The sequence below is a fragment of the Desulfosarcina sp. genome, from assembly GCF_041551955.1.
In the GTDB taxonomy this organism is placed as follows: domain Bacteria; phylum Desulfobacterota; class Desulfobacteria; order Desulfobacterales; family Desulfosarcinaceae; genus Desulfosarcina.
In genome coordinates this window covers 16,072-28,932 of record NZ_JBFELV010000011.1, presented here as the reverse complement: position 1 = coordinate 28,932, position 12,861 = coordinate 16,072, and the positions used below count along the sequence as shown (strand labels likewise).

The following is a 12,861-nucleotide window of genomic DNA, read 5'->3' as shown; positions in this document are numbered from 1 at the left end:
GCGGGGAGGGTTCACCGTGAGGATGAAAATCTATTTTCAGTTCGCTCGCCGCCCCGCCGCAAGCGGCGGGGAATGCGCTCGCTATCGCGGTTCAGTGTCGCACCAGATGATTCCACAGATTCCAGATCATGTCCTGTTCGTCGTTGGATATGGTACAGAATGCATTCAGCGCGATGGCTGTTTCTTCGGCCATCGGATCGAACGTGATACCGACAATATGGGTCGGACGGGTCGTCCGGCCGACCGTTTTCCGCCAGGCCACATTGCCGGTCAGCCCGTCGATTACCGTTCGATTCCCTTCGAGGATTGTCAGGGTCGGCTTTTGTTTGAGCAAGGCGTCAATATCGGAGCGGGCGGTATCATTTTTCAGGACCACGCAAATGCCGCCGGTGGAAAGGTCTCTGGTGGTGCCGTGCACGACCCGCTTACTTCCGGTGTCGTCCGAGGTAAATTCGACGCTGATATCCGCAGGCAGGCAATACCTACAGGACCTGCGAACCGTCTGCCAGGCCCGCTTGTCCTGCGGCGTCCGGATCCGGCTTAGTCGCTCGAGAAGATCGCGGATTCGCGGATAGCGGTAACAGGCGGCCTTGAGCACCGGCTTTGAAATTTTAACCAGTTCCACGTTGCTGGTGGCCACAACGCGTGCGAGGCAGAGCGATTCCTCTTCCAGGGGAAAGATGTCTCCAAAGATGTCGTTTTCCGCCAGTGCAATGACAGTGGCGGGCAGATCCCCCGCGCTTTGCGGCAGTGTTTCCGTTAGTTCGCCTGATACGATGAAGTAAATGTCCGTGGATTCCTGGCCGGCGTCGTAAACCACCTCGCCGGGTGCCAGGCGTACACGGGTCAGGCGAAGCATCAGGGCCACCATCTCCTCATAATTCAGTTGAGAAAAAAGGACCTGTGAGGGCATGTCGCCGCCACCCTTGCGCCGGACCTGCGAATGGAAATCGTGTCCTTCACGATGGGAAGGTTTGACGATGCTCCACTCTAGAATTTTTGCCACAATGGACTGGAGCACCATGCCGTCGTCAAGGTAGAGCGCAGCTGCTTTGTGGTAAGCCAACAGCGCTGCATCCACAAGATTTTTTCCAGCCAACAGATCGGCAAATTTGCGATACAGCGCCGGATTGTCGGGAAAAACGTCAAGTAGCGTTTCAAACTCCTTTACTGAATGGACATCGATCTGGTCTGTGAGGATCTGTTCGATGATGCTTTCCTGGTCCGGATTCGCCTGAGGTTCGATTCCATTCATGTTCAGAGCATTCTCCCTTTTTTTAGGGCTGCAATCACAGCGTCCAGGCGTTGGTTCAACAATTCACTTTTTTGGTGGGACAGTCGCATGACCTCCACCAAGTCAGCCATCTGACGGTCGGACCTCAATACCCGCTCGCTCAGATCGGCCAGTCTGCGGGATAGACGATCCATCTGTGCCTGGATCGGTTCTCTGGATTCTCCAGGGGCATCCTGCGATCGATCCCGGCGGAATTCGCCGATCATTTTTTCCAGATCCTCTTTTTCGGCCTCCGACAGGCCGGTATCGAGCGCATCTATTTTCTGTTGGGGCATGGAAATACCTGACATGTCTTCCTATCGGTGATCCTGGTTTTTCAGATGCTCGCCGATCACAGCGTCAATGCTTTCGATGTCCCGATCCTTGGTGGACGGCAGATCGTACACCCAGGATGGCTCTGGAGGATTTTTTCGGCCAGCGCCCATGTATAACAGAAAAATGAGCAGAAGGACAATGATTGAGGTGACCACGATCAGGGCGGCGATCAATCGCTGCTGAAACCGGTTTCGGTGAAAATCATCAGCGATGCCGCTGACCGGAATAGCGGCGCCGTTGGGCTCGGTCGACGCCTCATCGATGGCCGTCGAACCTGAATCGGGTTGGGGGGTGGCCGGCTCGCTGGTTGGATCGGGTAAAGTGACGGTTTCTTCGATCATTTCCATCTGACGTGATGCTTCACCGGGCGGCTGGGCGGCGGCCGGGGAAAGGGGGCGGTAGGCATCGATGATGAATCGGGGAGGACCGGTCAGCCAGAAGGTTTTTACATCGGCGGGATCGAAGGAAAAGACTGCATGGACGCGCGTGTCGTCCGATGTTTGAGAAACCTCCAGGCTGATGATGTCAGCGTGGTATTCACCGGTGTCGCGGTCAGGCAGCTCGGCGGTGATTCCGGTCATGGTGACCTGCAGGGTGTTGCGGTGGATGGAAAAGGACGGAGAAGGGTTTAACGGCCGGTCAAATTCCAGGACCATGCGCACGTAACCGTTATTGTCGCCAAAACGCAGGTCCCTGATGATCGTTGCCTCTGCCCGCAGAATAGGCGAAAGCAGCATGGCAAGGAGCACGATCAGCAGCGGTGTTGCTTTCAGCGCACCGCCTATTCTAAATTTAGCCATCGCTATGTCGCTGAGTGGTCGGGATCGGAAGCTCGTCCGATCAATTTTAGGCAAATGATTCGTCGGTTGGGCGTTTATTGGAAAAAATATTAAAAAAAGGCTCTGATGTCAAGGCCCGTTGTGGACCTTTATCCAGGCAACCGCAAAATGTTGTGGTCGATGGTGCGGGTAAGGTTGAAAACAGGTTCAAGGAAAATCGAAACGGTGCTGCCCGTGTTGGGCCTCACGACGCCCCCGGGGTTGAATGTATCACATGGATGGAGAGGCCTTTTCCGGCTGAAAGGCGCATAGGGGCTCCTCTGCCATGTAATTGCCGCTGGCCTCAAAGGCCCTGGCCCGGCATCCACCGCAGACCGCCCGGTACTCGCAGGCACCGCATTTGCCTTCCAGCTGTTTGAAGTCGCGAAGTTTAATGAATACCGGCGAGTGGTTCCAGACCTCACCGAAGGTCGTCTGGGTGACGTCTCCACATTGGACATCCGTGTAGCCGCACGGCTGCACGACACCGGTGTGGGAGATAAAACAGAATCCCGTACCGGCCAGGCAGCCCCGGGTCACGGCATCGAGCCCATGGGTTTGAAAGGAGATCGTCTTTCCTTCCGCTTTTGCCCGTTGACGCAATATCCGGTAGTAGTGGGGCGCACACGTGGCCTTGAGTTGCAGGGGTGTTTTTTCGCGCTGGTCATAAAACCAGTTCAGCGTGGCTTCGTATTCTTTGGCATCGATGGCCTGGTCCACGATATATTTTCCGCGGCCGGTGGGGACCAGTAAAAAAATATGGTGGGCCACCGCGCCCAGCTGTTCGGCCAGTTCAAGAATCCTGGGGATCTGATCCAGGTTGCTTTTGGTGATGGTGGTGTTGATCTGAAATTCGATTCCCGCGGCTTTCACATATTCGATGCCGCGGATGGCGGCGTCGAAAGCACCTTCCACGCCACGGAATTTGTCGTGGAACGCCTTGGTGGCCCCGTCAATGCTGGCACTGATCCGCCGAATGCCGGAAGCCGCCATTTTCTCGGCCACCCGAGGGGTGATCAGGGTTCCGTTGGGGGCCATCACCATCCTCAGCCCCAGGCTGTCGCCATGCTTGGCAAGATCGAAGATATCCTCCCTGAGCAGCGGTTCTCCACCGGTAAGAATGATGATGGGTTTCCCCACCTCGGCGATTTCACCCAGCAGTTTGAACCCCTGGTCGGTCTCCAGTTCTCCCTTGTAGGGACCGTTGGTAGCTGCGGCCCGGCAGTGAACACAGGAGAGGTTGCAGTTGCGGGTCGTCTCCCAGGCCACCAGGCGGAGGGTGTTGCCCTTGCCGTGGCCGCCAGGCGAATTTTCTTTTACAGCATGGGTATGCGGGTTCATCGAGCTATCTATCCTCTTCGTGGCGTCATCCATTGATCAAGGTGGCGGCATCCATGGCAAAATAGGTCAGGATCATGTCTGCTCCGGCCCGTTTGATGGCGGTAAGGGTTTCCATCATCACCTTCTGGCCGTCGAGCCAGCCCATTTTTTCAGCTGCCTTGATCATGGAATACTCCCCGCTGACATTGTATGCCGCCACGGGCAGGTCCACTTCATCCCGGATCCGGCAGATAATATCCAGGTAAGCCAGCGCCGGTTTCACCATGATGATGTCGGCTCCCTCCTCCACGTCCATGGTGGCTTCGCGGATGGCCTCCCTGGCGTTGGCCGGGTCCATCTGGTAGGTGCGACGGTCCCCGAACTGGGGGGCGCTGTGGGCCGCCTGGCGAAACGGTCCGTAATATGATGAACAATACTTGACGGCGTAGGACATGATGGGGATCTGGGAATAGTCGTTTTCGTCCAGCATGTTTCGGATTTCAGCGACCCGGCCGTCCATCATGTCGGATGGGGCCACCATGTCTGCGCCGGCCTTGGCATGGGACAGGGCCGTCTTTGCCAGAAGATCCAGGGACGCGTCATTGTCCACGGTATGGCCGTCCACAAAACCGCAGTGGCCGTGGTCGGTATATTGGCACAGGCACACATCGGTGATCACCGCCAGTTCCGGAACCTTGTTCTTGACCGCACGGATGGCCCGCTGGACGATGCCCTCCTTGGCGTAGGCCTGGGTGCCCAGCGGGTCTTTTTTGGGCGGTATGCCGAAGAGAATTATTGCCGGAATCCCTAAATCGTAGGCCTGTCTGGCTACCTTGACCAAGTTGTCGACGGACAAATGGTATTGGCCGGGCAAGGCATCGATGGGGTCTTCGACCCCTTTGCCGTCGACGGCAAACAGCGGCAGGATGAAATCGTTGACGGAAAGGGTCGTCTCGCGGACCATTTTGCGAAACGCCCCACTCTGGCGCATCCTTCTTGGGCGATAATCGGGAAACAGCATGTCAACTCCTGGTCATGGTCGTGAAACAGCCGATCATATCGTTTGGGCAATCTCCTCATCGGTGAGGTAGCAGGCCGGGTCCGGTGCCCACACATCATCAAAGATCGCTTCGGCGCGCACCCGGAAGTTGCCGCCGCAGACATCCAGCCACTTGCAGGTGGAACAGCGGCCCTTGACGTGGATCTTTTTTTCTTTGAGCTTCAACAACAGGTCGTCTTCCGGATGGGTCCAGATCTGGGAAAATGGGCGCTGGCGGACGTTGCCGAAGCTGTGGTGCCGCCAGAATTGGTCGGCATACACCTCGCCGTCCCAGCTGACGCAGCCGATACCACGGCCGGAGTTGTTGCCCTCGTTCATTTTGAGCAGTTCGAGAACTTCGGCGGCGCGTTCGGGATCTTCCTTGAGCAGCCGCAGGTAGAGGTAGGGCCCGTCGGCGTGGTTGTCCACCGTGAGCACCTCCTTGGCGATGCCCTTGGCATGAAGGGCTTTGGTGCGGTCGATGATCAGATCGACTGCCCTGCGGGTGCCTTCCAGGCTGAGGTCCTCTTCCACCATCTTGGAACCCCGGCCGGCGTAAACCAGATGGTAGAAACAGACCCGGGGGATGTCCATCTCCTCGAGCAGATCGAAGATGGCCGGAATGTCGCCCACATTGAACTTGTTGACGGTGAAGCGCAGTCCCACCTTGATCCCCGCGTCCTGGCAGTTTCGGATACCATCTAAGGCCTTGTCATATGCGCCGGGCACGCCCCTGAATTTGTCGTTGATCCCCTGCATGCCGTCCAGGCTGATGCCCACGTAGGAAAGACCGATGGATTTGAGTGTTTTGGCCAGGCCGGCGGTGATCAGGGTGCCGTTGGTGGAGATCACCGCTCGCATGCCCTTATCGACGGCATAGGCGGCTAGGTCCGGAAGATCTTTTCTGACCAGGGGCTCACCGCCTGAGAACAGCATTACCGGGGCGCCGAACTGCGCCAGATCGTCGATCAGGGTCTTCCCTTCTTCTGTGGAAAGCTCGTTGGCTACGGATTCTTCCGTGGCCTGGGCATAGCAATGAACACACTTGAGATTGCATTTGCGGGTTACATTCCATACGACCACCGGCCGTTTATCCTTGGAAAACTGCAGCAGGTGGGAGGGAAGGGTGGACGAATGGCGGCCATATCGCAGCGCATCAGAGGGCTCGACGGTTCCGCAGTAAAGCTTGGATATACCGATCATATAAAGTCAGCCTTTCAGCAGCTTGTCGGGGTTCGGGGAGAGTGGGAGATGGTCGTCGCTGGCTTGTCTGAGAAGGCCAGCAATGAAGCTGTCCGGTTTTTCCAGCGCCTCCCGAGTGATAAAAAATCGAGTCCGGCCCGTTTTTTCACGAACCAGCTTCAGGCCGTGTTCGAAATCAGCGGTCAACCTGCGGTAATAGTCCTCCGGCTTGCCTCGGTCTCTGAAGCATTGTTCGATGATGTGATCGATCGCCTCTTCTTCCAGGACAATGTTAATACCATGATTTTTGATAAAGTAAAGCTCTATGGTCTTGGTCTCTTCGTAGTAGGTTTTTATCTTTTTGAGCACTTTTTCGATGTCGGTCACCAGACTGCAGTAGGCCTTGGCGGCCAGTTCAATGCGTGACGCCGTGAGTTGGATGCCGTATTTTTCGCCAAAGGTTTTCCGGTTTGCCGTAACATATTCCACGATGCGCTGACACTCTTCTTCGGCCAGTCGGTCAAACGTCTGTCTGAATGACGCGTCACCGGGGCGTTCAAGCAGTTCGTCCAGGCTTTCCTGCGGTCGATCGATCACCTGACGGGTGGCGGCAAACCGGGTGATGGTGGTGGAGGGCAGGGTTTTTTCAAAAGGCAGCAGGGCGCTCTCCACGGCGCTGACCAGCCCGCGTGCGCCGGTATTTTCATCGTAGGCCCGCCGGGCCAACTCCGCCAGGGTGTCGGCCTGAAACTTGATATCGATGCCGTAGGCGGCGAAATCCAGCTTTTTACCTAAAATGATGGGGTTGTTGGGGTTTTCAAGGATGTCGCGGAGATCCAACTCCGTGAGCCGTTCGAATATCGTGCGTACGGGGAGCCGGCCGACAAACTCGGATTCAAATCCAAACTCGACGAGGTCCTCCGATTTGAGCTTGGACAGGATGTCCCCATCTTTGGACGGGTCGGAAAGGGTGGCTCCGAAACCGATTTTCTGGTCGGCGATGCGCTTGGAAATAATTTTATCGATGCCGGAAAATGCACCGCTCATGATAAACAGAATGTGTTTGGTGTTGATGCTGCTTTTTTCTTTTTTGCCGGTTTTTCTGAACCGGTCAATCTCTTGGAGCATGGATACTGGATCGTGGGGGACTTTCAGATCCACATCGGTCTCCTCCATGGGCTTGAGAAGCGCCCGCTGGACACCGGTGCGGGAAACGTCGGCACCGATCAAATTGTGGCTGGAGGCAATTTTGTCGATTTCATCGATGTAGATGATGCCATACTGGGCCAGCTGGATATCCCCGTCGGCCTCTTTGACCAGGTCTCGAACCAAATCTTCCACATCACCGCCCACATATCCCGTCTCGCTGAATTTAGTGGCGTCTCCTTTGACAAACGGCACACCGATTTTCTTGGCGATGAGGCGAACCATGTAGGTCTTGCCCACGCCGGTGGGGCCGAGCATCAGCACGTTGTTCTTGATGATGCCGACCATGTCGATAAAGTCGTCCGGTGCGCTTTGAAGATGCTTGATCCGGTTGAAGTGCGTGCATATTTTGGTGGCCAGCGTGTCTTTGGCTGCCGTCTGTTTGACAATGTATTGGTCGAGATAGGAAACTAGATCCTTCGGCTTGAGATCGAAATTAATCGTTTGGCGGGCTTTCGGTGGCGGCTCACCTTCATCGCTGCTGGCTGCCTGGGGCATGACGATGGGCGTTGCCAGTTTAACGCTGCCACCGAATTTTTTGGCCAGGAAATCACCCAGCTCTTTCTCCAATTCTTTGGGGTCGGGAATTTTTTCGTTGTATTCGCTCATGATCAACTCGTAATCGGTTCATGTTCATGCGGCTTGTCAAGCAGCTTGGGAACAGCGTCGCCGTCTCCCGGCAAAAAAGGCACCCTATGGAACGGTGCAGGGAAAGGGCATGAAATCTACCATCAAATAGCTGACTATAAAAGAAGCCGCCCCGCGTTATGGGTGAGTATAAGCACCTGGCCGATAAATTCAAGGTTGCCCGAGGGAAAAGCAGGCACGGCAATGCCGTGGATGAAAAGCGCGTCGACCGACGAAGAATTTGACTTTAGATTCCTGATCAACGGCCGATAATAGAGTCTGGTTGGTCAGCCAACCGGCGTCGGGCCAAAGGGATGGTTAACCGTGATAATGAAAATAAATGTTGACACAGGATACAGGTAGATTATTTTTACTGGTTGGATCCTTCACTTAAAGCAGACACTGCTGATCGAACAGGATTTATGGACAATTTCAGTCGAATTCAATTTGAGGCTCCCGATCTGACTGCGCTATCCAGCTGCAACACCGTGGTCGATCTTCATTTCCACTCCCGCTTTTCAGACGGTGGCGATACCGTGGCAGACATTGCCCAACGGGCCCGGCAATTGGGCATCGGTGTTGCCATTACCGACCATAACGCCATTGACGGGGCCGTGGAACTAGACGGCTATGAGGATGTGTTCAGCATACCCGGCATCGAAGTTACTTCCCTGGAAGGGACCCACGTGCTGGTTTATTTCTACCGCATCGATGACCTCAAGGATTTTTATGCCGCCGACGTCAAGCCTCATTTGGGATCTACGGTCATGTCATCGACCGACCTGGATGTGGAATCCATCGTTCGGCGTGCCAGGAAATACAACAGCGTCGTCATCTTTCCGCACCCCTACTCAGCCGCATTCACCGGCATCTGCAACCACAGTTTTTCGGAAGCGCAGCTCGACCGCCTGCTCCGCATGGCCGATGGTGTGGAGGTGATCAACTCAGAGAACCTGAAGCGCTGGAATCTGAAAAGCGCCCTGCTGGGATTCAACCTGAACCGTGCCATCACCGGCGGCAGTGACGGTCACAGCCTCCAGGAGATGGGTCGTGTGGTCACCTATGCCGCTTGTGCCCGCAGCCGAAAAGCCTTTTTGGATGCCGTGAACCGCAAAGCGGCCAAGGTGATGGGGACCGAGTCGAAGCTGCTGAAAAAAATCCAGTCCAACGGAGCCAAACTGAAAAACAGCATCAATAATTATCCGGACATGGTGGAAAAGAATATCCGCTTCGGCAAGAGCGTGGTCCGCTTCTGCACCCGCAAGGCGTCCGAACAAATCTGGCAAAGAATCAACGACAGACACTTGAAAAAAGCCTTCTATGTCGTCGCCGGTTTGACCTTTTTAAAGATCAACTACAATGCCCTGCCCTTGATCCTTTTTTCCATGATCACCTGAGATTACTACTGGTTGCCCAATCCCTTGAGCAGGCCTTTCACGCCCTCCTGCATCATTTTGCCGGCATCGTCTTTGGAAGGCACCATCTTTTTCAAGGCTTCCTTATCCGGCAGAGGCTGGCCGAGTTGCTGGCCCAGGATGGCTTTGAGGTCCGGGGTGAATGAGGGTGATGCAAAGCTTCCCGACACCATCACCGGTACCTGAATTCCCGTGCGCTGGGCCGTGTCGCCCTGGCCCTGGATCGTGGCCACAAATTTAGGTTCAACGCGAAAATTAAGGGTTTCCTTGGCCAGATCGGCGGTGCCGGACACCAGCACACGCAACAGGGGAGAGGCCATCCTGGATGCTTCGGTTTTAAACAATCCGTTGGAGATCGTATAGGGCAGGTGCAGTTCGGCGAAGTCGGTGCGTGGTTTTTCCGAGGGCTCTTGGGCCATACCGAAGGCAGTCTGCACGTTGCGAACCATTGAGGCCAGGTCGATGCCGACGATGGCGCCGTCGGTGAACCGCAGGTCGCCTTTGCCGCCGAGTGTCTGACGGATACGATCGGGGGTGTCACCGGAAAAATTCAGACCGATCTCGGCGGCCATCGCGCCTTCGATCAGTTCTTTGGCCATCACATCCTTGACCAGCGGGCCGGCCTGGATTCCCTTAAGGGCCAGATCAATGGCCGTCGTGGGTTTCTCCTTCTGGACATTGAGTGTGCCGGTGCCGGCCATACTGCCCTGGTAAAGGTCGATTTTGAGCGGATCCAGCTGGATAATGCCATTGCGGGCGCTGACCCTGACCTCGAGGTTCTGCATGCGGGCTTTTTTGACTTTCAGTTCACCGGCCTTGACGCGTGTATCCATCACCAGGCGGCGCAGCGGGGTGTAGTCGGTTTTTTTCACGGACGGGTCCGCCGATGGCTTCTGCGGAGAGTCCGCGCCGGCCTTTTCGTTGGTGGGAGGCGGCAGGTAGCGATCCAGATCGATGCCGTCCAGATTGAGATCAGCTTTGAGATTGGGTTTGTCGAAGTCGCTGGCCTGGGCGGAAAAGGTGGCCTGGGAGTCGTCCAGTTTCAATTTGCCGTCGGACACGACGACGTTTTCCGGGCTGCCCTTGAGCTTGAGTGACACCGCAACGGCGTTAAGGACGTTGGCGTCGGAGGTTTCAAGGGGCAGTTTCTGGCCCATTTGGTCCATTACCTTGCGGGGCGAAAATTCGGCCACGTTGACGGCAAGATCGAATGTCGGCGGTGCCACGGACGGGTCGATACTGCCGCTCAGGGTCACATCCAGTTGATTGAGCAGGTTAAGGGCCAAGTCCACCGGCAATGGGCGCTTGCCGGGTTTGTCACCCACCGGGCCGATGGTGCCGTCGAGTTTAAGCGGCTTCTGGTCCGCCAGCGCCGAAAAAGCCACCCCGATGGGTTTGTCAAAGGAGACGTCCGTCAAGACCAGGTCGATGTCCTTGATCTCCTTGCGCACACCAGCGGCCTGGTCCAGCCACACGATGAGGCCGTCGGTGACGGCAAATTCTCCCACCAGCAACCCCTTGATGGGCAGGTCGCCGGTCGACGACGGTGCCGGCGTTTTTTGGGCCGGTGCCGCCGGTTTCTCCGCGGGTTGGCCCAAGCCTTCCCAGCCGCCTTTGCCGTCCTTGCGTTTTTCGAGCACGATGACCGGTTTGTCGACCACAAACCGTTTGACTTCGATGTTGCGCGACAGCAGGGGCAGTAGCTTGACACGCACCTCAAAAGACGCCACCGAAACGAAATCTTTCTCCTTGAAACCGGAAGGATTGCCCAGGTGCAGGTCCGACAGGCGCACACCGATCCAGGGGAATATGGACGGTTTCAGTTCACCGCCCAGCTTGAAGCTGCGGCCGGTGGCCTTGGCGACCTGCTGCTCGATTTGCGGCTTGTATTTTTCGACGTCGATCACCATCGGCAGCACAATCACGGCGATGACGATTAACGCCACCAGTGAACCGGCAATAACAAGCATCCATTTTACGGCTTTGTTCATGGTAAGCCTCCTCCTTTTTGGCCTGGATCGAATTGGGGTGCTATCTGGTCAATGCAGTGCCTGCAATTTAAGACCGCCTGATTAGATGTAAAGCCCGGCGACGAAGATCCGTCAGGTGGAAAAGGTGCAAGTAAATGATATTATATAAATATGTTGCTCTCCTAACTGTCTTGACAAACCAGCGGCCATTTGAGATATTCGTCCATCCGAAAGGTGAATTTCCCATTACCAACATCAATGTGCACAGGAGGAGAATATGAGGCCAGGAGAAAAATTAAGCAAATCATCGGAAAAGCTGGCAGACATGATTCATAAGGCCATTGCCGACTGCGAACTCACCAGCTCCGAATACGATGCCATCATGAAGATTGCCAACGAAGATCACCACATCGATCGCCAGGAGCAAAATCTTCTCAATCAGTTGCAATCGCTGTTGGCCAATGGCACCATAAAGCGCGTTAAAGGCTGATCACGACCAACCGCCAACCGTTAAAGTGAAACGGCCATCATTCGAATGGTCGAAGACGGAATCCCACGGGTCTACCCGTGGATAAATGCCTATCTCCTCAAAAATGCAGCCTGGAAAATGGGTCCAGCCTTTTTCCAGGCTTTTTGTTTGGGCGGATCGTACCGACGCTTATCCAGAAAGCAACCAGAAGGACCTGCAGGCGTCCGCCAATCGGATTTGGAAAACCTCCGCTGATAGGTCACACGCCATGGCTGCGCGAATAGGCTGACGGCGGGGGAGGCGCCCAGCCGACCAGGGCTTTGGGATCGGGCCGAAATACTTCGAGGCGCAGCGGGTAACAGGCCGCCGTATCGCTGGAGTGCTCCGTACTGCAATCGCCGCCGGGGCAGGTCGACAGCGCGCACAACAGGTCGATTTCGGCGAAAAATTCGATGTAATCGCCGGGTCGCACCGGGCTGGCCTTCATGAAATACTGATGGGTGTCATGGGTGAATCCCGTGCACATGAAGACGTTGAGGACATCATGGACATGGGACTCGGCGTGATGCAGCGACATGCCGGTCTCTGCCGCCAAGGCACGGGTCAGGTTCGAATGGCAGCAGTGGTGATAATCCCGCCCGCTCAGCAGTCGGCTGGTATAGGGATCGCAGCGGGTGCCGATCACGTCATGCACACTGGCGCCATCCGCATCGAAGCCGTACCAGTCGAGTGTGTCATGGGTGATCGTCGCCATCGGCCGCATATGGGGGAAGCCGCTCCACATCCGGTCACCCGTGCTCAGGTGAGTTCCATGCAGCGCGCGGGTCTTGCCGCTGTAAAACCGTTCCGACAGATCATTTGCCGCCCAGAGATTCAGATCGCCCACCTGCGGGCCATTCATGCTGACGATCCGGAAAAAATGCCCTGCAGGAACGTGAAAGGTTCCGGCATCGCGCGGCGGCACAACCACCACATCAGTCAATTCCATGGCTTGGCGTGCGGCGGCATAGGCGGTCATGTCCGGCGGAGGCAGCGTATCGACCGGGTAGCAGATTACGGGCTTGATCGCCCTGCGGGCGGCGGCGTCAGCTGGCGCTTGGCTTTGGAGGGTGTTTTTCATCGGTTACCTTTCCACGTTGTTTAGGATATCTTATAGGCACAAAGCCGATTTCCTGGCAATTGGTTTGGATGGCTGTCGTAAAGGAG

At 56.0% G+C, this 12,861-nt stretch carries 11 protein-coding genes; 2 read left to right on the top strand and 9 right to left on the bottom strand.

Annotated elements, in window-relative coordinates:
- Positions 1 to 91: 91 nt before the first annotated feature.
- From ABYV26_RS01930 to ABYV26_RS01900, 7 genes are all read right to left on the bottom strand, one after another.
- Positions 92 to 1,255, bottom strand: coding sequence for a cyclic nucleotide-binding domain-containing protein (locus tag ABYV26_RS01930; protein WP_372677649.1), 1,164 nt, complete (start codon positions 1,253 to 1,255; stop codon positions 92 to 94).
- A gap of 2 nt (positions 1,256 to 1,257) precedes the next feature.
- Positions 1,258 to 1,584, bottom strand: coding sequence for a hypothetical protein (locus tag ABYV26_RS01925; protein WP_372677647.1), 327 nt, complete (start codon positions 1,582 to 1,584; stop codon positions 1,258 to 1,260).
- Positions 1,585 to 1,590: 6 nt separating this feature from the next.
- Entirely contained in the window at positions 1,591 to 2,409 is an 819-nt protein-coding gene (locus ABYV26_RS01920; RefSeq protein WP_372677646.1) for a hypothetical protein, read from the bottom strand.
- 249 nt (positions 2,410 to 2,658) lie between these two features.
- Positions 2,659 to 3,768, bottom strand: a complete 1,110-nt coding sequence (ahbD, locus tag ABYV26_RS01915) for a heme b synthase (protein WP_372677644.1) — start codon at positions 3,766 to 3,768, stop codon at positions 2,659 to 2,661.
- 25 nt (positions 3,769 to 3,793) lie between these two features.
- Entirely contained in the window at positions 3,794 to 4,768 is a 975-nt protein-coding gene (gene hemB, locus ABYV26_RS01910) for a porphobilinogen synthase (protein WP_372677642.1), read from the bottom strand.
- A gap of 33 nt (positions 4,769 to 4,801) precedes the next feature.
- Positions 4,802 to 5,989, bottom strand: a complete 1,188-nt coding sequence (gene ahbC, locus ABYV26_RS01905; protein ID WP_372677640.1) for a 12,18-didecarboxysiroheme deacetylase — start codon at positions 5,987 to 5,989, stop codon at positions 4,802 to 4,804.
- A 6-nt stretch (positions 5,990 to 5,995) separates the two neighbouring features.
- Positions 5,996 to 7,783, bottom strand: coding sequence for an AAA family ATPase (locus ABYV26_RS01900; RefSeq protein ID WP_372677638.1), 1,788 nt, complete (start codon positions 7,781 to 7,783; stop codon positions 5,996 to 5,998).
- A 440-nt stretch (positions 7,784 to 8,223) separates the two neighbouring features.
- Here ABYV26_RS01900 and ABYV26_RS01895 point away from each other — a divergent pair, with 440 nt between their 5' ends.
- Positions 8,224 to 9,198 (top strand): PHP domain-containing protein, encoded by a 975-nt coding sequence (locus ABYV26_RS01895; RefSeq protein ID WP_372677636.1) that lies wholly within the window; start codon positions 8,224 to 8,226, stop codon positions 9,196 to 9,198.
- Between the two features lie 5 nt (positions 9,199 to 9,203).
- Here the strand turns inward: ABYV26_RS01895 and ABYV26_RS01890 are convergent, their stop codons facing one another.
- Positions 9,204 to 11,207: an AsmA family protein gene (locus tag ABYV26_RS01890; protein WP_372677634.1), complete on the bottom strand. Its 2,004-nt coding sequence runs from the start codon at positions 11,205 to 11,207 to the stop codon at positions 9,204 to 9,206.
- Positions 11,208 to 11,463: 256 nt separating this feature from the next.
- On the opposite strand from ABYV26_RS01890, the gene ABYV26_RS01885 reads away from it, so the two are divergent.
- Entirely contained in the window at positions 11,464 to 11,676 is a 213-nt protein-coding gene (locus ABYV26_RS01885) for a hypothetical protein (protein ID WP_372677632.1), read from the top strand.
- Between the two features lie 238 nt (positions 11,677 to 11,914).
- Here the strand turns inward: ABYV26_RS01885 and ABYV26_RS01880 are convergent, their stop codons facing one another.
- On the bottom strand, positions 11,915 to 12,775 hold the full coding sequence (locus tag ABYV26_RS01880) for an urea carboxylase-associated family protein (RefSeq protein WP_372677630.1): 861 nt from the start codon (positions 12,773 to 12,775) through the stop codon (positions 11,915 to 11,917).
- Positions 12,776 to 12,861: the final 86 nt, after the last annotated feature.